The sequence below is a fragment of the Vagococcus sp. JNUCC 83 genome, from assembly GCF_053667615.1.
In genome coordinates this window covers 1,580,053-1,599,913 of record NZ_CM132204.1, presented here as the reverse complement: position 1 = coordinate 1,599,913, position 19,861 = coordinate 1,580,053, and the positions used below count along the sequence as shown (strand labels likewise).

Here is a 19,861-nt window from a genome sequence, read left to right as displayed (position 1 = left end):
CAGATTGTTAGAATTTTACTACCCCCAATAGTATAATCAATTCATAGAGTAAAAGATTATTTAGGAGATGAATGAATATGGTAGAAAATATAACAGATGCAAATTTTGCAACGGAAACAGATGAAGGGTTAGTCTTAGTTGACTTTTGGGCACCTTGGTGTGGACCATGTCGTATGCAAGGACCTATTTTAGATGGTATCGCAACAGAATACCAAGACAAAGTAAAAATCGTTAAAGTAAATGTTGACGAAAATCCTCAAACTAGTCAAGCGCATGGCATTATGAGTATCCCAACTTTATTACTTAAAAAAGATGGTCAAGTAGTTGAACAAATGATTGGGGTTCAACAAAAACCACAATTAGAGCAAGTATTTAATAAATATCTTTAAAAGTTTAAATCATTCTATGGTGAATAGTCACTATAGAATGATTTTTTTTTCAACAAATTGTATACTTGACAGAGAAGACTGTACAAGGAGATTGACAGAGTGAATGATAGAATAAAAAATAAATTAGCTTTGCTACCGGATCAGCCAGGGTGCTATTTGATGAAAGATAAAAATAACACGATTATTTATGTTGGAAAAGCTAAAATATTAAAAAATAGAGTGCGTTCGTATTTTACTGGAACACATGATGAAAAAACGCAACGATTAGTTAGTGAAATTGTTGATTTTGAAACGATTATTACAGAATCAAACACAGAGGCGTTACTATTAGAAATTAATTTGATTCAAAAAAATATGCCGAAATATAACATCATGTTAAAAGATGATAAAAGCTATCCTTTTATTAAAATTACTAATGAAAAAGCACCAAGGTTACTTATCACAAGAAAAGTATTGAAAGACAATGCTATTTATTTTGGTCCCTATCCTGATGTGAAAGCTGCCAACGAGACCAAACGATTGTTGGATAAGATTTACCCACTTAGAAAATGTAAAAATCTGCCAAATGAGGTATGCCTGTACTACCATATGGGGCAATGTTTAGGACCTTGTGTAAATCCTGTGGTAGAGGCAAAATATAAAGAGATGGTAGAAGAAATTAAAAAGTTTCTAAATGGTGGTTATACAGATATTCAAAAAGAAATTGAAGAAAAAATGATAAAAGCTTCTGAAAATATGGAGTTTGAAAAAGCGGCAGAATATCGTGATCAAATTCAATCCATTCAAAGTGTTATGACGAAACAAAAAATGACAAATGCCGACTTTGTCGATCGAGATGTATTTGGTTATTATGCCGATAAAGGTTGGATGGTTGTTCAAGTGTTTTTTGTCAGACAAGGAAAGTTAATCGAGCGTAATGTCTTTGATTTTCCTTTTTATAATGAGCCGGAAGAAGACATGTTGACTTTTATCGGTCAGTTTTATCAGGAGAATCACCATTTTATTCCTAAAGAGATATTATTACCAAAAGAATTAGATAAAACGCTAGTAGAAGCAATGATACCAACTAAAATTTTACAGCCCAAAAGAGGAGAAAAAAAAGATTTAGTTAATCTAGCGAACAAAAATGCCAAAATTTATTTGGAAGAACAATTTAATCTAATAGAACGAAAAGAAGATAGAACAATTGGTGCAGTGGAAAAGTTAGGGCAGGCAATGAAAATACCAACCCCAAATCGCATCGAAGCTTTTGATAACTCAAATATCATGGGAGTAGACCCTGTATCGGCAATGGTTGTTTATATTGATGGTAAACCTTCAAAAAAAGATTATCGTAAATTTAAAATAAAAACAGTAGAAGGCCCGGATGATTATGCTTCTATGAAAGAAGTTATTTACCGAAGATATTCCCGAGTAATAAAAGATAACTTGCCAATGCCAGATTTAATATTGATTGATGGTGGAAAAGGACAAGTTCATGCAGCGCAAGATGTGCTTGATAATCAATTAGGACTAGATATACCAATTGCTGGTTTGGCAAAAAATGATCAACATAAAACCAGTGAATTATTATTTGGTCTTGCTTTAGACGTCGTACCATTAAAGCGAAATTCATCAGAGTTTTTCTTGCTGCAACGCATACAAGATGAGGTTCACCGATTTGCGATAACTTTCCATCGTTCAACACGTAGTAAAACAAGCTTTGCATCGAAACTTGATGGAATAGAAGGCCTAGGACCTAAGAGGAAAAAAATGCTACTAAGGACGTTTAAATCGATGAAAAAAATTGAAGAGGCTAGTGTTGAAGAATTAATTGAAATAGGCTTACCTAAAAATATCGCAAACAATGTATACCAACACTTACACTCAATAAAAAATTAGTCAAAAGCCTAAAAAAATGTTACAATTTACAACGTATTTTTTTAATTCGATAATAGAGGAGTCTTAACCATGAGTTTAATTATACAAATTGTTACGTTAGTTATTATATTTGCGAGTATGTTTGTTTATTATCGCCAAGTGAGTAAAGCTAAAAAAAGTCAAGTCGGATTAGAAGTGTTAGCTAGAACATCTCAACTGACTATGAGTGCATTTGTTTTAGGGTTAGGCGTTATTCTAATCGAACTAAATTCTTTTGGTTTATCAAGAAGCGAATTTGTGAATCACTTACTCATTTATGGAGCGTTTGTGAGTTTGGTGACAATAGCGAGTATTTGGTATTACTCTAGAACGCTGAAAAACTAAAAATTTGTTTTTAATTTCACAGTCAAAAACTTTGACATTTTTGTGAAAAAAGCATATAGTGTCCATTGAATAAAAGTTGGAGGGAATAAAAAATGAGCAGACCTAGAGTCGTTATTTTGGGGGCAGGCTACGCAGGCCTAAAAACAGCAAAAGAGCTATGCAAAAAAAACGTTGATGCAGATATTATTTTAGTGAACAAAAATGAATATCATTATGAATCAACACAATTACATGAAGTGGCTGCAGGAACTGAACCTGCAAGTAAAATTACATTTAATATCGTTGATGTTATTGATACTAAAAAAGTTCAATTTATTAAAGATACAGTTATCAAAGTAGAAAAAGATAACAAAAAAGTGTTGTTAGAAAACACTGGTGAGTTAGCTTATGACTATTTAGTTATGGCGTTGGGATTTGAATCAGAAACGTTTGGTATTCCAGGAGTAGATGATTACTCATTACCATTAGTAAACATCAAGACAGCAGAGGCAGCTCAAGCGCATCTAGATAAAGCATTAGCTAACTATCAACAATCAAAAGATGAACTTGATTTATCTATTGTTGTTTGTGGTGCTGGTTTTACAAGTATTGAATATTTAGGAGAAATTACTAACCGTATTCCTAAACTTGCTAAAACAATGAATTTCCCAATGGATAAAGTAAAAATTACTTGTATCGAAGCAATGCCAACACTGCTACCAATGTTTTCGGAAAAATTAGGACAATTTGGTATTGATGTTTTGAAAAAACGTGGTGTAACATTTAAAGTTGGAACACCAATTAAAGAAATTAAAAAACATGCTGTTGTTTATGAAGAAAATGGTGAGTTAAAAGAAGTTCATGCTCATACTATTATTTGGACAACAGGTGTAAAAGGAAGCCATGTCGTAGGTGAGTCTGGATTTGCTGAACGTCGCGGACGTGTGATGGTTGAAAAAGATTTACGTGTTGAAGGTTATCCTGATATCTTTATGATTGGTGACGTGAGTGCTGTAATGGACGAAGAGTCTGGCCGACCATTCCCTACAACAGCTCAAATCGCGATTAAGCAAGGTGAAGCTGCTGCAAATAACATTGCTCGTTTATTAAAAAAACAACCAACTGAAGCTTTTACTTTTAAATCGTTAGGAACAGTGGCCTCAATTGGCAATAATGTTGGAATGGGTCAAATTCTTGGAGGAAAAGAAGTTAAGGGCTATATGGGATCAATTGTCAAGAAAAGTATCATTAATAAATCTCTTCTTGATGTTGGGACTGCAGGAACCCTTATTAAAAAAGGTCGTTTTGATTATTATCATTAAAAATAAAAAATCATCTCTAAGGATATCCCTAGAGATGATTTTTTATTTCTTAAAATAATTGAATTATTTATTGTTGTATAATTGATGCATAATTTTTTTCCCAGTTTTAGTTGCTGCTAATCCACCTTCAGCAGTTTCTTTAAAAGCAGACGGCATTTGCATACCTACTTGATGCATGGCTTCTATAACTTCATCAACAGGAATAACAGTTTGTACACCAGCTAGTGCCATATCTGCTGAGATAAACGCTTGAGAAGCACCTAATGCATTTCTCTTGATGCATGGGATTTCAACCAATCCTGCTACAGGGTCACAAATTAGACCAAGCATATTTATAATAGTAATTGCGACAGCGTTAGAAGCTTGCTCAGGGGTACCACCACATGTTTCAACTAACGCACCACTTGCCATGGCACTTGCTGATCCAACTTCGGCTTGGCAACCACCAGCAGCCCCACTGATAGAGGCGTTATTAGCAATAACTAAACCGATTGCTCCTGCTGCAAATAAAAAATTGATTTGTTGTTCTTTTGTTAAATGTCTTTCTTTGGTTAAAGCAGATAGTACTCCAGCAGCTACACCAGCACTCCCGGCCGTTGGTGTAGCACAAATTAATCCCATTTCAGCATTCACTTCATTGACAGCCATCGCATTTTGTACAGCGCGTAAAATAGTTTCTCCGCTTAGAAAGTCACCTTTATTAATATAATCGTTCATTCTCGGAGCATCGCCACCCGTTAAACCTGTCACAGAGGTTACGCCTTTTACCCCTTTTTCAATTGAAGCTAACATAACTGAAAGATTTTTTTCCATATGTTCAATGATAACTTCTCGAGATCGTTGTGAAATATCAATTTCTGTTTGAATCATAGCTTCAGCAATAGAGCCGTGAACATGAGCTAAAGCGACTAATTCTTCGATTGTTTGAAACATAATTATTTATCCTTTCTAGTTGAAAAAATCAACCGCATCAATGTATTCAATTTTTCTTAGCGAATCTAGTAACCCTTCTACGCGGTTATCGACTTCGATAATCATCATCGCTTTTTCACCTTTAGCTTCTCTAGTTAAAGTCATCGTACTAATATTGATACTTTTTTCTGATAATAATTTTGTAACGTTTGCAACGACACCAGGCTTATCTTGATGAAAAGTGATATAAGTTGGAGTAGAAAAATCTAAATTAATTTTGAAACCATTTAATTCTGATATTTGAATCGATCCGCCACCAATAGAAATGCCAGTGCAAGTCATTGAACGATCTTTGGTTTTTAAAACCATTTTTACTTGATTAGGATGATCAGCTTTCTCGATTTTGGGAATGAATGCCACCTCCATTCCTTTTTCATGTGCGATTTCTAGAGACTTAGATAAGCGATCATCATCTGGATCCATACCTAATAGGCCACCAACTAGTGCGATATCTGTTCCATGCCCTCTATAAGTTTTTGCAAAAGATTCATAAAGATAAATATCAGCTGATAAAGGCTGTTCGCCTAATATACGTCTGATTACTTTGCCGATTCTAGCAGCACCTGCAGTGTGTGAGCTACTTGGTCCAATCATGACAGGTCCAATGATGTCGAAAACGCTATTATATTGTCCCATATTTTTCCTCCGTATGTTGATTTTAGTAACATTAGTTTACCATAAAGAGTATTATTTATTTTGAAATAACTCTTTTTTTTATTTAAATATAATGTGATAAAATGGAAAAAAACGTATATTAATTTGTGAGTGGAGGAATAGAGATGAAAACAGAATTAATTATTGTTGGAACAGAGCTGTTATTAGGTCAAATAGTTAATACAAATGGCGCTTTTTTGTCAAAAGAGTTAGCAGATTTAGGTTACGAAGTTTATTTTGAAACAACGGTAGGTGATAATAAAAAAAGAGTGTTAGAGACATTAAGTTTAGCATCAAAACGAAGTGAATTAATTATTTTATGTGGAGGGTTAGGACCAACAACAGATGACCTGACTAAAGAGGCAGTTAGTGAATATATAGGTGAACCACTTGAATATGATAATGATGCATTGAAAAAAATTTATCATCTATTTTCTTCGACAGATAAGATCATGCCAGAAAATAATAAACAACAAGCACTAACTTTTAAAAAAGGAATCACCTTACAAAATCCAACAGGACTAGCATGTGGTATTTTTATAGAGGTATCAGGTGTATATTATCTATTGCTTCCTGGTCCACCAAGTGAACTAACAGAGATGTTTAAACAAGAAGCCATTCCTCTACTCAAAAAATTAAATCCACAGCATAAAGAATTGGTATCTCGTTATTTAAGATTTATTGATATAGGTGAATCACAATTAGTTACAGATTTATCTCAATTAATTGATGAACAAACAAATCCAACGATTGCACCTTATGCAAAATCTAATGAAGTTATGTTAAGATTGACGGCACAGAGTTCTGATAAAAAAACAGCCCATCATTTACTTGATGAGATGGAAGAAAAAATATTAGCCATTGAAAAAGAATATTTTTATGGATATGGGGAAGATTTGACAATACAAGACGTTGCAATTACTCAGCTGATGAAAAAAGAAAAAACGTTGTCAGTTATCGATTTATTAACGGATGGACAGTTTTATACTCGAGGAATGGAGGTTTCAGGTGCTAATCAAGCCTTGAAAGTCAGTTTATCTATAAATGATAAAGATAATATAAATTCGTTATTAGGAACGAACTTTAATACTTCGACTATCGATTTATTAGGAGATGGCCTAGCTAATTATGGTCTAAATCGTTATTCAACAGATTATGTTATGGTTATTATAGGAGATGTGGAAAAAGGAAATGATGATTTACCTGAAGGAATCGTGTGGTTCTTCTTGGGGACAAAAGATGGTGTGTTAAATAAAAGAAGAATATTTAAACGCCATACAGACTATATTAAAGATGGAGCGATTAAACACGGATACAATTTTTTAAGGAAAAACAGCTAGCAATACACGAATATCTGTTCGCTTTTTTTCTTGCTTTTTATGTAAAAAAAAAGTATTATAAAGTGAAGAGATAAATATAACTGGAGGTACATTCATGTCAGATAATCGTAAAGCAGCGCTAGATGCTGCATTAAAAAAAATAGAAAAAGATTTTGGTAAAGGGTCAGTTATGAAACTTGGTGAGAAAGTTGATACACAAATTTCTACGGTATCAAGTGGCTCTTTGGCGTTAGATTCAGCTCTAGGTGTGGGTGGTTACCCTAGAGGAAGAATCATTGAAGTATATGGACCTGAGAGTTCAGGTAAAACAACGGTTGCTTTACATGCGATTGCCTCAGTACAAAAAGCGGGAGGAACAGCAGCGTTTATTGATGCAGAACATGCACTAGATCCTAAATACGCGAGTGCTTTAGGGGTTAACATTGATGAATTATTATTATCTCAACCAGATACTGGAGAGCAAGGGTTAAATATTGCCGAAGCACTTGTTTCAAGTGGCGCGATTGATATTGTCGTAGTTGACTCGGTTGCAGCTCTAGTACCAAGAGCTGAGATTGATGGGGAAATGGGTGATTCTCATGTGGGACTCCAAGCTCGTTTAATGTCTCAAGCATTGAGGAAATTGTCTGGAACAATTAATAAAACAAAAACTATTGCGATTTTCATTAATCAAATTCGTGAAAAAGTTGGTGTAATGTTTGGTAATCCCGAAGTAACTCCTGGCGGTAGAGCCTTAAAATTTTATGCCACTGTTCGTTTGGAAGTGCGTCGTGCAGAACAATTAAAATCTGGAACTGATATTATTGGTAATCGTACCAAAATAAAAGTTGTAAAAAATAAAGTTGCTCCGCCATTTAGGATTGCAGAAGTAGATATCATGTATGGAGAAGGAATTTCACAAGAAGGTGAACTGATTGATATGGCTTCTGATAAAGATATCGTCAATAAAAGTGGTGCTTGGTATTCTTATGAAGAAGAACGTATTGGTCAAGGACGCGAAAACGCAAAGAAATATTTAATTGATCATCCAGAAATGAGAGAAGAAATCTATCAAAAAGTTCGTCTAGCTTATAATATGGATGGTGTTGAAGCAGTAGAAGAAACACTTGAAGATAATGATAATACAGAAAAAGTATCGCTAGAGTTGGAAGAATAAAATTAGAATAAACTATGGCATTAATGTAAAATAACGAAATATGTTATTTATAAAACACTATGTCGTAGTTTATTTTTTTTGGATTAAGATTTGCTCTCTTTTTAAGTTGACACTCCTTTTAACAAAGATTAGAATATAGTATGTATAGTTAAATATATACATTCATATTTTTGCATATGATTTAGTCATAGTGAAATGTTTTATATCTACGAATAACACAATAATAAAGATAGTATGGAGGTGTTTTTATGGCTGCTACGATACTCCTTGCTATCATCGGTTTAATTGTAGGTCTAGCAATTGGCTATTTTATTGCCATGACTCGACATAAGAAGTCTATAGAAGGAGCGAATAATACTGCCACCGGGATTATTCGACAAGCCAAGAAAGAGGCTGAGACTCTAAAAAAAGAGCATTTGTTGGAAGCGAAAGAACTGAATCAACAGTACCGATTAGAAATTGAAAGTGAGCTGAAGGAAGAAAGAGCTGAACTGAAAAATCAAGAAAATAGACTATTACAAAGAGAAAATAATCTTGATCGAAAAGATGACTCTTTAGAAAAACGCGAACGCTCACTTGAAGACAAAGAGGAGAAGCTTGATTCAAGGAAACAATTGATTGATGAGCGGGAAAAAGAGGTATCAACCTTAATTGAAAAACAAGAGATAGAATTAGAACGTATTGCTAATCTATCTAAAGAAGAAGCACAAAATATCATTATGGATGAGATGAAGGTTGAACTATCTCATGATAGAGCCATGATGATTAAAGAAAGTGAACAGCGTGTGAAAGATGAAGTAGATCGTAAGGCACGTAATATGTTAGCGCTAGCGATTCAAAGAAGTGCTGCTGATCAGATTTCTGAATTGACAGTAACAGTTGTGACATTACCTAATGATGACATGAAAGGTCGGATTATTGGTCGGGAAGGGCGAAACATTCGAACACTTGAAACGTTAACAGGGATTGATTTGATTATTGATGACACACCTGAAGCGGTAGTATTATCGGGATTTGACCCTATTAGACGAGAAATCGCACGCATGACGCTAGAAAAACTAATTCAAGATGGACGTATTCATCCAGCTCGTATTGAAGAGATGGTGGAAAAATCTCGTAAAGAAATGGATGAACGAATCAGAGAGTATGGAGAAAATGCTGCATTTGAGGTAGGCGTTCATTCGTTACATCCGGACTTAATTAAAATACTGGGTCGTTTGAGATTTAGAACTAGCTATGGTCAAAACGTGTTAAATCACTCAATCGAAGTCGCTAAACTTGCCGGTGTTTTAGCCGAAGAACTTGGTGAAGATGCGACACTAGCACGAAGAGCAGGGTTACTACATGATATCGGTAAGGCATTAGATCATGAGGTTGATGGTTCGCATGTTGAAATTGGGACAGAGCTGGTAAGTAAATACAAAGAAAATTCAGTAGTAATTAATGCAGTGGCTTCACATCATGGTGATGTAGAGGCTACATCAGTTATTTCAGTATTGGTTGCTGCAGCTGATGCATTATCAGCTGCTAGACCAGGAGCTAGAAGTGAGTCATTAGAAAACTATATCAAACGTTTAGAACGTTTAGAAAGTATAGCAAATGATTTTCCTGGTGTGGATACAAGTTTTGCGATTCAAGCAGGTCGTGAAATACGTGTCGCGGTTAAACCTAATGAAGTAACAGATGATGAAGCAGTTATCTTAGTGCATGACATTCGTAAGCGAATTGAGGATGAGCTTGAATATCCTGGACACATTAAAGTAACTGTTGTACGTGAAGTAAGAGCAGTAGATTACGCTAAATAATAACAAAAGGGGCCTTAGAGAAATCTAAGGTCTTTTTTTCTTTGAATACAAATAATAGATTGAATTATTACTTAACTAAAAATATTAGTGAATAAAAAAACAAAATAAAAATTGATAAACAAAAATGCTACACACCAACCTTTATAACTATATATAGTGTTTATTTGTTTTAAATTAAAATGATAATACTATATATAGTTGAAAAAGACATCTTGTTAAGGTATGATAATAGATGAATTTGTAAAAGGAGCATGGTGAAAATGATAGATTTTGTAGAATTAAAAGAAAAAATGAGCAAGGGGTTTGATGGGCTACACACCATTAATGTCATTAAACGTGATGGACGAATTGTCGAATTTGATTTACAAAAAATAACACAAGCATTATTAAAAGCAGAAAATAAAGTTAATGGACCTATTGATGAGATATCTTCTATCAAAGTTGAAAGGCTTGTATCAAACATTGTCTCAGAGATTAATGACCGATTCACTAAAGATGTTAAGATTTATGAAATACAAAATATTGTTGAACATATCTTATTAGAAAATCGCGAGTATGCTTTGGCACAAGAATATATTAATTATCGTACGAAACGTGATTTTGAAAGAGCTGAGTCAACAGATATCAATGTAACAATTGGAAAATTATTAGACAAAGATCAACGATTAGTCAATGAAAATGCCAATAAAGATAGTGATGTGTTTAATACACAACGTGATTTAACAGCTGGAATTGTTGGAAAATCAATTGGGTTGAAAATGTTACCTAGCCATGTAGCAAACGCGCATCAAAAAGGTGAGATTCATTACCATGATTTAGATTATCATCCATATTCTCCAATGACGAATTGCTGTTTGATTGATTTTGAAAGTATGCTTAATAACGGATTTAAGATTGGTAATGCTGAAGTAGAATCACCTAAGTCAATCCAAACAGCTACTGCTCAAATATCACAAATTATTGCCAATGTTGCATCGAGTCAATATGGTGGATGTTCAGCAGATAGAATTGATGAATTTTTAGCTCCTTTTGCGAAGAAAAACTATGAAAAACATTTAGAAGATGCTAAACAGTGGATAGCTGATGAGTCTAAACATGAGGATTATGCAAAACAAAAAACAAGTAAAGATATTTATGATTCAATGCAAAGTTTAGAATATGAGATTAACACATTGTTTACTTCTAATGGACAAACACCTTTTACCTCATTAGGATTTGGACTTGGAACAGATTGGTTTGAAAGAGAAATTCAACGCGCAATTTTCTTAAATCGAATTAAAGGTCTGGGTGGAGAACATCGAACAGCGATTTTCCCTAAGTTAATTTTTACCATTAAAGATGGTGTAAATCTAAAACCAACAGATCCAAATTATGATATTAAAGAACTAGCTTTAGAGTGTGCGACTAAAAGAATGTATCCTGATGTACTTAACTACGATAAAATTGTTGAGTTAACTGGAAGTTTTAAAGTACCTATGGGGTGTCGCTCATTTCTTCAAGGATGGACAGATGAAGATGGAAAAGAAGTCAATGCAGGTCGAATGAATTTAGGTGTCGTTACGCTTAATTTACCAAGAATTGCTCTGGAAGCTAATAGTGACATTAAAAAATTTTGGTCAATACTTGGTGAGCGACTAGCTATTGCAAAAGATGCGTTAGTATTTCGTGTTCAAAGATGTAAGGAAGCGACACCGGCTAATGCGCCAATACTATATATGTATGGTGCGTTTGGAGAGAGACTCAATAAAAATGAATCAGTTGATGAATTGTTTAAAAATAAACGTGCCACAGTGTCCTTAGGTTATATTGGATTGTATGAAGTAGCCTCATCTTTCTTTGGTGGTGAATGGGAACATAACCCTAATGCTAAACAGTTCACGCTGGATATTTTAAGTTACTTGAAACAACACACAGATGAATGGGGAAATCAGTATGGTTATCACTTTAGTGTTTACTCAACTCCAAGTGAAAGTTTAACCGATCGCTTTTGTCGTTTAGATAAAGAAAAATTTGGTGAAGTTGAAAATATTACTGATAAAGATTATTACACAAACAGCTTTCATTATGATGTGAGAAAAAATCCAACACCTTTTGAAAAATTAGATTTTGAAAAAGATTATCCTAAATATTGTTCAGGTGGGTTTATTCATTATTGTGAATACCCTGTTTTACAACAAAATAGAAAAGCATTAGAAGCCGTGTGGGATTATGCCTATGATAAAGTGGGATATTTAGGGACAAATACACCGATTGATCATTGTTATGAATGTGGCTTTGAAGGAGATTTTAATCCAACAGAGAGAGGCTTTGAATGTCCACAGTGCCACAACAATGACCCTAAAACATGCGATGTGGTGAAACGAACATGTGGTTATTTAGGAAATCCTCAAGCTAGACCTATGGTACATGGTCGACATAAAGAAATTTCATCTAGAGTAAAACATATGAAATAAAAAAGAGTTTGTTACTCTTTTTTATTTTGAAAAAGGAGTCCAATAATGAGAAATCCAAAACCTAAAGAATGGGTATCAAAAGATTATAGTCAAGGGTATATCGCAGATTATAAACCCTTTATGTTTGTTGATGGTGAAGGGGTTCGTTGTAGTATTTACGTGAGTGGGTGTTTGTTTGCTTGTAAAGGGTGTTTTAATCGAGCGATTCAAAACTTTAGATATGGTACTCCTTATACAAACGAATTAGAGGATAAAATAATTGAAGATTTATCCCATGACTATGTCCAAGGATTAACACTATTAGGTGGCGAACCTTTCCTAAATACAGAGGTGTGTTTATCTCTTGTAAAAAGAGTGAGACAGGAATTTGGCCACACTAAAGACATTTGGTCGTGGTCTGGCTATACATTTGAAGAATTATTGGTAGATAGTGAGGATAAATTAGAGTTATTAGGCTTGATTGATGTGCTTGTGGATGGACGTTTTGAATTAGAAAAAAGAGATTTGACGTTGCAATTTAGAGGAAGTAGTAATCAACGAATTATTGATGTTCAGAAATCATTGTCTCAGTCTAATGTGGTCATTTGGGATAAGTGTTTAGATAAGGAAGCCTATTATCGTTAATGTAGATGGATACGTATAGTATTCATCTTTTTTTTATGTTTTTATCCTTAAAAAGTTAAACTTATTTGTGATAATAATGCTATTAATGATTAGGGGTGTTATATGTGATTGTATCTGTAACGGTATCAGGAAACTAGAGTAATCAGTTATCTCAGAAAGTCGATTATCAACAAAAAATAATAAAAAAATTATCGTCTACCACTGGAGAGATACCATTGTTAGTATTATTAAATGATGCAAGATTATCAGAAGATAGTCTATTTGAGCAACAATTTAATCAATCAACACAAGAAAATGTTCCGTTGTATAGTAATAAGTTAGATGATTACAAACTATTTATAGAAGGTAGTGATGTGGCAGTTATCGTATCAGATGACTATGCTCAAATACCATATGATAAGTTGTTTCATCAAGAAAAACTTCGTCCTCTTATTTTATTTGATGGTGGAGCAGATGCTATAAAGCAAGCTTTGAGTAGTGATTTAAAACCTTATGCCCTTTGTATAGAAAATGAAATGATTCCAGCCTTACTGTCATTATCTAAAGAGGTTGTTGAGAATATGTTACCATCAGAAATACTCACAGATCCATTATTCGAAGATGTACCAATGGTTGTCATCTATCATAAAAAAAGTGGGGGGTATGTATCTTATAATGGCGAATTATACACGATAACTATCGAACAATTAGATGAAGTGTTAGATCATGATGGCGTGATATATGGTTTAGCAAAAGGACTAGAAAATATGGAAAAAACAATAGATTATATTGTAAAACAGGCTATCATAGGTGGTATCATTGCTTCTAAAAATCAAGATAGTTTGTTTGATGAATGTTTTTTGGAAGATAAAATTCAAGTTACTAAACTAGCTTAAAAAGAGGTTGATTAGCCTCTTTTTTTTATGGAATATAATAGCCTTGTTTGACTTTTGTTTGAATTGTGTATGTCACACCAAGTTGTTTCATTTTTTTACGAATACGATTGATATTGACTGTTAGAGTGTTATTATCTACATATCGTTCATCTTTCCATAATTTTCTTAGGAGAGTCTCCCTTTTTACGATTTTTCCGTGTTCTCTAAACAACATCACCAATAATTGACATTCGTTGTTACTAAGGTCGACAGAGCTATCACTAGTAGCTAAAGTATTGTTTTCTGTATTAAGTATCAGACCATTGTGTGAGATGATAAAAGATTTATCATCTTGAGGTGTCTGGCTAGTTCGCCGTATCATTGATTGTATTTTTAAACTAAATAAATCAGTTGAAAAAGGCACACTGATAAAATCATCAGCACCAGCTTTCATTGCGGTGATTTGTTCATTTATGGAATTATTTGTTGAAAGAAAAATAATAGGGATAGTTGTTTGTTTTCTAATTTCCTTGCACCAAAAAAAGCCATCAAGTTGATTCAATTGTCGATTGATAATAATGAGGTTAGGGTTTTCTTCAAAAATAGTATCAAATAAAAAATGGTTTGAAGTGGCAGAGATAACTTCAAAATGATGAGAAACTAGTAGATTGCTTAACATATTATGTAACGATTGATTAGGTTCGATTAGCATAATTTTCATTTGTCGTTCTCCTTTATTTTACCTTTGTAAACTAATTATAAAAAAGTTATAGGAGTAAAACATAGGTCTAGAGATTGAAAAGATATTAGGACTATTAAATGAATCATCCTCTTTTTATATTACTTGTAAAAATGCTATACTAAAGTTACCGAATAATTTAGAAGAGGTGACTAGTTTGTTAGATAACAAAGAAGAATTATTTTTAAAAGAATTAACAGATGCAAAAGGTGTACCAGGAAATGAAACCCAAGTGACAGAAATTTTCAAAAAATATGCGACACCTTATGCAGATAAAATATTATTTGATGGGTTAGGAGGCGTTAATGCTCGTCATATTGGTGAAAAGGAAGGGCCACGTGTCTTAATTTCTGGCCATATGGATGAAGTTGGATTCATGGTGACTAAAATCACTGATAAAGGTTTTATTGAATTTCAAACATTAGGAGGCTGGTGGGGACAAGTTATGTTGGCCCAACAAGTAACAATCACAACATCTAATGGTAAAGAAATTCATGGTGTGATAGGCTCTAAACCACCTCATGTTCTATCAGCTGAAGCAAGAAAACAACCTTATGATATCGCTGATATGTTTATCGATATTGGGGCAACAAGTAAAGATGAAGCAAGTGAGTGGGGCATAAAACCAGGAGATATGATTACACCATATATCGAATACAAACGATTAAACGACTCAAAATATTTATTAGCAAAAGCATGGGATAATCGTATTGGAACAGCCGTGTCATTAAAAGTATTAGAAAATTTGGCAAAAGAGGGGCATCCTAATATTTTATTTGCTGGAAGCAATGTGCAAGAAGAAGTCGGATTACGTGGCGCTAGAACAAGTACTCATTTAGTCAATCCAGATATTGCATTTGCTCTTGATACAGGAACAGCAGGAGACACACCAGGTATGACACCAAAAGAAGCTGACTCTGTATTAGGTGAAGGCCCACAAATTTTAATTTTTGATGCGTCAATGATTCCACATAGAAAATTACGTGATTTTGTCATTGAAGTCGCAGAAGAATTAGACATTCCATTCCAATACACTGTCATTACTGGAGGCGGAACAGATGCTGGGATGCAACATTTGACACGTAATGGGGTACCATCACTTGCAATAACCGTTGCAACACGCTATCTACATTCACATACTTCAATTATTCATGAAGATGATTATTTAAATACAGTTAAATTAGTAACAGAAGTTGTCAAACGATTAGATGCAGAAAAGGTAAAAGAGTTAACGTCGTATTAAAATAAATAAACAGGTACTTAAAGGTATCTGTTTATTTTTTATAAAGAACAAAATTGTATTGGAAAAAGAAAATTATGATGAGTTTTTAGAGATAATTTAGAAAAAGAATGAAAGTATTTGTATCTTTTATTGACTCGTCGTAGGATATTATTGTATGGAAAGGAAGTCTTATTATGGAGATTACTGTACTAGGTTACTGGGGTGGTTACCCTTTTAATGGTGAAGGGACAACATCTTATCTTGTAAAATCAGGTGATTTTTCATTATTACTTGATGCCGGTAGCTCAACACTCGTTAGACTAGAAAAAAAGTTGGACCCATTGACTTTAGATGCTGTGTTATTGACACATTATCACCATGATCATATTGCCGATGTTGGTGTTTTACAATATTTAAGGCAATTAAAACCTGTTCAACCAGTAGAAGAATTACTAATATATGGTCACACTGAAAATGAAGAGAAGTTTAAAGAATTGACTATGCCAGGTATTTCTAGAGGAATCGGCTATTATGAACATGATGAATTAGAGATTGGTCCATTCCAAGTAACATTTATGCGTACAATTCATCCTGTACCTTGTTTTGCGACACGGATTGTCGAAAAAGCTACTGGGAAAGTATTTGTTTTTACAGCAGATACAGGCTACTTAAAAGGGTTAGCAGAGTTTTGTCATAATGCTGATTTATTAATAACAGATACTTATTTCTTAGAAGGAAATGAGTATCATAAAGCACATTTAACGACAAAAGAAACGGGAGAATTAGCTAAAAATGCCAATGTGAAGCAGTTAGTTATTAGCCACTTGAATCAATCTCTTGATTTGCAAGAAGTTCTAAAACAAACACAGCACTATGCTGAGGATATCCCTGTCCAATTAGCGAAAATAAATTTAACTATTACATTATAAGGAGTTGTATTCATGATTTACGTATCAAATGAAGAAATTACAGACCCAAGGATTAACTTAGCAATTGAAACTTATTTGGTTCAAGAGATGCCGATAGATGAGCCGATATTATTGTTTTATATTAACGAGCCATCAATTATTATTGGACGTAACCAAAATACTATTGAAGAAATTAATGTTGATTATGTTGAAGAAAATGGTATCCACGTGGTGCGCCGTTTAAGTGGTGGTGGGGCAGTTTATCATGACGAAGGAAATTTAAACTTTAGTTTTATTATGCCAGATGATGGGGAGTCATTTAGAAACTTTGCGAAAGTTACACAACCTATCATTGACGCTCTACATGAATTAGGGGTAGAGGGAGCCGAGTTAAAAGGAAGAAATGACTTAGTGATTGATGATAAAAAATTCTCAGGAAACGCCATGTATGCGACAAATGGACGCATGTTTGCTCATGGTACATTAATGTTTGATAGTGATGTAAATGAAGTAGTTAATGCTTTGAAAGTGAGAAAAGATAAAATTGAGTCAAAAGGCATTAAATCCATTCGTTCAAGAGTAACAAATATCAAGCCCTTTTTATCTGATGAGTATCAATATATGTCGACAAAAGATTTTAGAAAAGAAATTTTGTTAAAGATATTTGAAACAACCGATATTAATGATGTGAATGACTATAAATTAACTGAAGATGATTGGAAGAAGATTAACGACATTTCAGATAAACTATATAGAAATTGGGATTGGAATTATGGTCGTTCACCTGAATTTGATATCGTTCGACGTAAGAGATTTCCAATTGGTTCCATTGAAGCAAAGATGAATGTATCTGATGGTGAAATTAAAGAGATTCGTATTTTTGGTGATTTCTTTGGGTTAGGTCAAATTGCTGATGTCGAGGATATTTTAACTGGTGTGAAATATGATAAAGAGTCCATCATAAAAGCTGTTGAAACAATTGATGTGAAAAAATATTTTGGTAACATTGAAGCAAAGGATTTAGTTGAACTGTTATATTAATATTAATAAAAAGAGGCTGACCCAAAAGTAACTTTTTCAATCAAAATCACTTAACTATCAAAATAGAAATCCCATGAAATCAACGTTGTAATTAACGGATTTCATGGGATTTTTTATATTCTAATACTTTTGGGTCAGCCTCTTTTTGTTATTTAGTTGATTCAGTTGTTTCTTCTTTACTAGAATCAGTTGATTTAGTTTCTGAAGAACTACTTGATTTTGAGTTAGATGTTTTACTTTCACTTGTTTTTGTTTCTTTTTGTGGTAAATAAGGAGTTAAAATATCTTTGTATTGAGAATCTTTGATTTTGACGTTCGCTTTGTCTAACTCTTTACCAACAACCTCTTGTTGGAATGTAGCGTCAGCCATCTTAGTTTGTTCGAAAATTTCTTTTAATTGTTTTTCGTAAGGTTTGTAATCATTACCTTTTTGTTTGTTTTTAACCATTTTCACGATGTAGTAAACGTCAGCACCAGTTTGTTGATTTTGTACAGTGATTAAATCAGAAACTTTGCCATCTTCTAATTTATAAGCAGCTTCTTTCACTTCAGTAGGGACAGTAACACCAGTAGGTTCTGTTGTTGCAGTTGAGTCAAATTTAACTTTCCCACCATCTTCTTTGGTTGTCGTGTCATGAGAGTCACTTTTAGCAACTTTTGCAAAATCTTCTCCATCATTTACTTTTTTCAACGCTTTTTCAGCATCTTCTTTTGAATCGAACGACATAATTTGTGTTTCAACTTGTGGATGGTATGTTTTCCAAGTTTCTTTTATGTCAGCATCTGTCACTTTGATATGAGATTTTAGCATTTCTTGGAAAGCTAAGCTTTGTTTAATATTGTCTTTAAATTGTTTTGCATCCATGTTATTTTGTTTCAGTAACGCTTCAAATTGCTTTTTACCGCCATTTTGTTTCTCGTAAGAAGCATACTGTTTATCGATTTCTTTTTGATCGACTTTCTTACCATAGTCATCTAATGTGATTTTTTGAATAATCATGTTAACTAAAGTTTCGGATGAAGTTGAACTTTTTTTCAGCTCATCGAAAAATTGTGTGTCGGTGATTTTACCACCTTTCATTGTTACGATATCTTTACCGCCTGAACAACCTGCTAATGTAACTATACTTAGTAAAGCAACTGCGGCTAATTTAAATTTTTTGTTTTTCATGTTGATTCTCCAATCTAATTTTCAGTAAATATTATGAATTACCATAAACATGTTTATTATTATACCATAAATAGAATGAAACTAAATAGGTAATCTAAAAAGTTAAGAAGAATTTATAAATATTTTAATACTTTATTACTCAAAAGTATTCTTAAATTCTGTTAAGTCTTGCTCAATTTTAGTGAGCTGTTCTTTGATTTTTTCTATTCTAGGTTTAGCTTTGAATTCGAATTTTTTTAAACTTTTTTTTGTTTCTTTCTCGAAAACGGGTAAGATTTCTTGTGATAAGATGATTAAATGATTAGCTTGTACTTTTGTATTATCAACTTGAGTTCCTAAAGTTAAAAGAAAGTTTAGGTCTTGTTCTATCTTATTAGTAATGAGATGTTGTGTCTCTTTTCCTGAACGTGGAGCTAATAGTAGTGCTGTACCACCAAAAACAGCACCTCCAACTAAGAAACCTTTTATAAATTGTTTTCCCGAAAATTGTTTCTTTTTAGTCTTCTTTTTCACCATTAAATCTCCTCATTAATAGCTTGAGCTATAGCAACCATATCATCTGTTGAATAATTTTGTCCATTATCAGCAAATGTCATTGAAAAATCATCGTCTTTGCCGTATCTTGGGATAAGGTGAATATGTGAGTGGAAGACACTTTGGTATGCCGCTTCTTTATTGTTATTTATAATATTAAGACCAACCATGTCAGGAAAAGCTTGTTCGATTGCTCGTGCAATTTTAGGTATTCGGGCAAACACATCTCCAGCAAGTTTTTCTTCATACTCAAAAACATCTGTGACGTGTTTTTTTGGAATGACCAACGTGTGTCCTTTTGTTGTTTGGGTAATATCTAAAAAAGCGTAAACTATATCATCCTCGTAAACTGGGTAGCTGGAGATGTCTTTTTCCACTATTTTACAAAAAATACAATCTGTCATTCTGTATTCCTCCTAGGTTTATTCGCTATTCTGTTCTAGTGTACCATTAT

At 33.4% G+C, this 19,861-nt stretch carries 19 protein-coding genes; 13 read left to right on the top strand and 6 right to left on the bottom strand.

All coding sequences use genetic code 11. The features are described 5' to 3' along the window. Positions 1-77: 77 nt before the first annotated feature. From trxA to JNUCC83_RS07740, 4 genes are all read left to right on the top strand, one after another. Positions 78-389: a thioredoxin gene (gene trxA, locus JNUCC83_RS07755; RefSeq protein WP_118251152.1), complete on the top strand. Its 312-nt coding sequence runs from the start codon at positions 78-80 to the stop codon at positions 387-389. A 99-nt stretch (positions 390-488) separates the two neighbouring features. After that, the gene (gene uvrC / locus JNUCC83_RS07750) at positions 489-2,270 is read left to right on the top strand and encodes an excinuclease ABC subunit UvrC (protein WP_454459476.1); all 1,782 of its coding nucleotides are present in this window, start codon (positions 489-491) and stop codon (positions 2,268-2,270) included. Between the two features lie 69 nt (positions 2,271-2,339). Next, complete coding sequence (locus tag JNUCC83_RS07745; RefSeq protein ID WP_454459475.1) at positions 2,340-2,633, top strand: hypothetical protein; 294 nt, start codon at positions 2,340-2,342, stop codon at positions 2,631-2,633. A 92-nt stretch (positions 2,634-2,725) separates the two neighbouring features. After that, the gene (locus JNUCC83_RS07740; protein WP_454459474.1) at positions 2,726-3,934 is read left to right on the top strand and encodes an NAD(P)/FAD-dependent oxidoreductase; all 1,209 of its coding nucleotides are present in this window, start codon (positions 2,726-2,728) and stop codon (positions 3,932-3,934) included. Positions 3,935-3,997: 63 nt separating this feature from the next. On the opposite strand, the gene sdaAA is transcribed toward JNUCC83_RS07740, so the two are convergent. Both sdaAA and sdaAB read right to left on the bottom strand, forming a co-directional pair. After that, complete coding sequence (sdaAA, locus tag JNUCC83_RS07735) at positions 3,998-4,867, bottom strand: L-serine ammonia-lyase, iron-sulfur-dependent, subunit alpha (protein ID WP_454459473.1); 870 nt, start codon at positions 4,865-4,867, stop codon at positions 3,998-4,000. Between the two features lie 15 nt (positions 4,868-4,882). Then, a complete protein-coding gene (sdaAB, locus tag JNUCC83_RS07730; protein WP_454459472.1) occupies positions 4,883-5,542 on the bottom strand; it encodes an L-serine ammonia-lyase, iron-sulfur-dependent subunit beta in 660 nt (219 codons plus the stop codon). A gap of 143 nt (positions 5,543-5,685) precedes the next feature. Here sdaAB and JNUCC83_RS07725 point away from each other — a divergent pair, with 143 nt between their 5' ends. The 6 genes from JNUCC83_RS07725 to JNUCC83_RS07700 all read left to right on the top strand — a co-directional run bounded on the left by JNUCC83_RS07725 (position 5,686) and on the right by JNUCC83_RS07700 (position 13,813). Beyond that, positions 5,686-6,900 carry a CinA family nicotinamide mononucleotide deamidase-related protein gene (locus tag JNUCC83_RS07725; protein ID WP_454459471.1) on the top strand — a complete coding sequence of 405 codons (1,215 nt, stop codon included), beginning with the start codon at positions 5,686-5,688 and terminating at the stop codon, positions 6,898-6,900. A gap of 94 nt (positions 6,901-6,994) precedes the next feature. Then, the gene (gene recA / locus JNUCC83_RS07720) at positions 6,995-8,056 is read left to right on the top strand and encodes a recombinase RecA (protein ID WP_454459470.1); all 1,062 of its coding nucleotides are present in this window, start codon (positions 6,995-6,997) and stop codon (positions 8,054-8,056) included. Positions 8,057-8,304: 248 nt separating this feature from the next. Continuing rightward, complete coding sequence (gene rny / locus JNUCC83_RS07715; RefSeq protein ID WP_454459469.1) at positions 8,305-9,861, top strand: ribonuclease Y; 1,557 nt, start codon at positions 8,305-8,307, stop codon at positions 9,859-9,861. 290 nt (positions 9,862-10,151) lie between these two features. Next, positions 10,152-12,314 carry an anaerobic ribonucleoside-triphosphate reductase gene (nrdD, locus tag JNUCC83_RS07710; RefSeq protein WP_454461346.1) on the top strand — a complete coding sequence of 721 codons (2,163 nt, stop codon included), beginning with the start codon at positions 10,152-10,154 and terminating at the stop codon, positions 12,312-12,314. Positions 12,315-12,359: 45 nt separating this feature from the next. Continuing rightward, positions 12,360-12,938, top strand: coding sequence for an anaerobic ribonucleoside-triphosphate reductase activating protein (gene nrdG / locus JNUCC83_RS07705; protein ID WP_454459468.1), 579 nt, complete (start codon positions 12,360-12,362; stop codon positions 12,936-12,938). 215 nt (positions 12,939-13,153) lie between these two features. Next, on the top strand, positions 13,154-13,813 hold the full coding sequence (locus JNUCC83_RS07700) for a carbohydrate kinase family protein (RefSeq protein WP_454459467.1): 660 nt from the start codon (positions 13,154-13,156) through the stop codon (positions 13,811-13,813). A 25-nt stretch (positions 13,814-13,838) separates the two neighbouring features. Here the strand turns inward: JNUCC83_RS07700 and JNUCC83_RS07695 are convergent, their stop codons facing one another. Beyond that, positions 13,839-14,513, bottom strand: a complete 675-nt coding sequence (locus JNUCC83_RS07695) for a response regulator transcription factor (protein ID WP_454459466.1) — start codon at positions 14,511-14,513, stop codon at positions 13,839-13,841. Between the two features lie 175 nt (positions 14,514-14,688). On the opposite strand from JNUCC83_RS07695, the gene JNUCC83_RS07690 reads away from it, so the two are divergent. From JNUCC83_RS07690 to lplA, 3 genes are all read left to right on the top strand, one after another. Beyond that, entirely contained in the window at positions 14,689-15,774 is a 1,086-nt protein-coding gene (locus tag JNUCC83_RS07690; protein WP_454459465.1) for a M42 family metallopeptidase, read from the top strand. Positions 15,775-15,947: 173 nt separating this feature from the next. Further along, the gene (locus tag JNUCC83_RS07685; protein WP_454459464.1) at positions 15,948-16,682 is read left to right on the top strand and encodes an MBL fold metallo-hydrolase; all 735 of its coding nucleotides are present in this window, start codon (positions 15,948-15,950) and stop codon (positions 16,680-16,682) included. A gap of 12 nt (positions 16,683-16,694) precedes the next feature. Next, complete coding sequence (gene lplA, locus JNUCC83_RS07680; protein WP_454459463.1) at positions 16,695-17,702, top strand: lipoate--protein ligase; 1,008 nt, start codon at positions 16,695-16,697, stop codon at positions 17,700-17,702. 148 nt (positions 17,703-17,850) lie between these two features. On the opposite strand, the gene JNUCC83_RS07675 is transcribed toward lplA, so the two are convergent. The 3 genes from JNUCC83_RS07675 to JNUCC83_RS07665 all read right to left on the bottom strand — a co-directional run bounded on the left by JNUCC83_RS07675 (position 17,851) and on the right by JNUCC83_RS07665 (position 19,811). Then, complete coding sequence (locus JNUCC83_RS07675; RefSeq protein ID WP_454459462.1) at positions 17,851-18,873, bottom strand: peptidylprolyl isomerase; 1,023 nt, start codon at positions 18,871-18,873, stop codon at positions 17,851-17,853. Positions 18,874-19,008: 135 nt separating this feature from the next. Then, positions 19,009-19,386, bottom strand: coding sequence for a YtxH domain-containing protein (locus JNUCC83_RS07670; RefSeq protein ID WP_454459461.1), 378 nt, complete (start codon positions 19,384-19,386; stop codon positions 19,009-19,011). Positions 19,387-19,388: 2 nt separating this feature from the next. Continuing rightward, complete coding sequence (locus JNUCC83_RS07665) at positions 19,389-19,811, bottom strand: HIT family protein (RefSeq protein WP_454459460.1); 423 nt, start codon at positions 19,809-19,811, stop codon at positions 19,389-19,391. Positions 19,812-19,861: the final 50 nt, after the last annotated feature.

What these genes read in the sequence shown, in the direction of transcription:
- nrdD (WP_454461346.1), top strand. Translation starts at nt 10,152, where the DNA reads ATGAGCAAGGGGTTTGATGGGCTACACACCATTAATGTCATTAAACGT.
- sdaAB (WP_454459472.1), bottom strand. Translation starts at nt 5,542, where the DNA reads ATGGGACAATATAATAGCGTTTTCGACATCATTGGACCTGTCATGATT.
- JNUCC83_RS07675 (WP_454459462.1), bottom strand. Translation starts at nt 18,873, where the DNA reads ATGAAAAACAAAAAATTTAAATTAGCCGCAGTTGCTTTACTAAGTATA.
- sdaAA (WP_454459473.1), bottom strand. Translation starts at nt 4,867, where the DNA reads ATGTTTCAAACAATCGAAGAATTAGTCGCTTTAGCTCATGTTCACGGC.
- JNUCC83_RS07695 (WP_454459466.1), bottom strand. Translation starts at nt 14,513, where the DNA reads ATGAAAATTATGCTAATCGAACCTAATCAATCGTTACATAATATGTTA.
- rny (WP_454459469.1), top strand. Translation starts at nt 8,305, where the DNA reads ATGGCTGCTACGATACTCCTTGCTATCATCGGTTTAATTGTAGGTCTA.
- JNUCC83_RS07665 (WP_454459460.1), bottom strand. Translation starts at nt 19,811, where the DNA reads ATGACAGATTGTATTTTTTGTAAAATAGTGGAAAAAGACATCTCCAGC.
- JNUCC83_RS07725 (WP_454459471.1), top strand. Translation starts at nt 5,686, where the DNA reads ATGAAAACAGAATTAATTATTGTTGGAACAGAGCTGTTATTAGGTCAA.
- JNUCC83_RS07745 (WP_454459475.1), top strand. Translation starts at nt 2,340, where the DNA reads ATGAGTTTAATTATACAAATTGTTACGTTAGTTATTATATTTGCGAGT.
- recA (WP_454459470.1), top strand. Translation starts at nt 6,995, where the DNA reads ATGTCAGATAATCGTAAAGCAGCGCTAGATGCTGCATTAAAAAAAATA.
- JNUCC83_RS07740 (WP_454459474.1), top strand. Translation starts at nt 2,726, where the DNA reads ATGAGCAGACCTAGAGTCGTTATTTTGGGGGCAGGCTACGCAGGCCTA.
- lplA (WP_454459463.1), top strand. Translation starts at nt 16,695, where the DNA reads ATGATTTACGTATCAAATGAAGAAATTACAGACCCAAGGATTAACTTA.
- JNUCC83_RS07685 (WP_454459464.1), top strand. Translation starts at nt 15,948, where the DNA reads ATGGAGATTACTGTACTAGGTTACTGGGGTGGTTACCCTTTTAATGGT.
- nrdG (WP_454459468.1), top strand. Translation starts at nt 12,360, where the DNA reads ATGAGAAATCCAAAACCTAAAGAATGGGTATCAAAAGATTATAGTCAA.
- trxA (WP_118251152.1), top strand. Translation starts at nt 78, where the DNA reads ATGGTAGAAAATATAACAGATGCAAATTTTGCAACGGAAACAGATGAA.